Consider the following 314-nt stretch of genomic DNA (forward strand, 5'->3'; position numbering starts at 1 on the left):
CTCGAAAGTCAGCCTCAATCTGCTTGGTTCCACCTACCGGATAATACTTTTTCTCCTGTAAAACGCGAAGGAGCTTCACTTGCATATCGAGCGGCATTTCGCCGACTTCATCCAGAAAGAGTGTGCCTCCACGTGCCAGCTCGATCATTCCTTTTTTCCCTTTTTGATCGGCCCCGGAGAAGGCTCCCTTTTCATAACCAAACAGTTCACTCTCAAACAAGGTCGGCGAGATCGCGCCACAGTTGATGGCGACGAATGGCGCATTGGCACCCTCACGAACATCATGCACGGCTTTGGCAAACAGCTCCTTGCCG

Annotated in this window: 1 protein-coding gene; it reads right to left on the reverse strand. The window is 51.9% G+C overall.

What is annotated here, in order from left to right:
• On the reverse strand, nt 1–314 hold a 314-nt coding region (locus SB775_RS28420), incomplete at both ends, for a sigma 54-interacting transcriptional regulator (RefSeq protein WP_410864523.1).

It is taken from the genome of Peribacillus sp. SIMBA_075 (genome assembly GCF_046534585.1).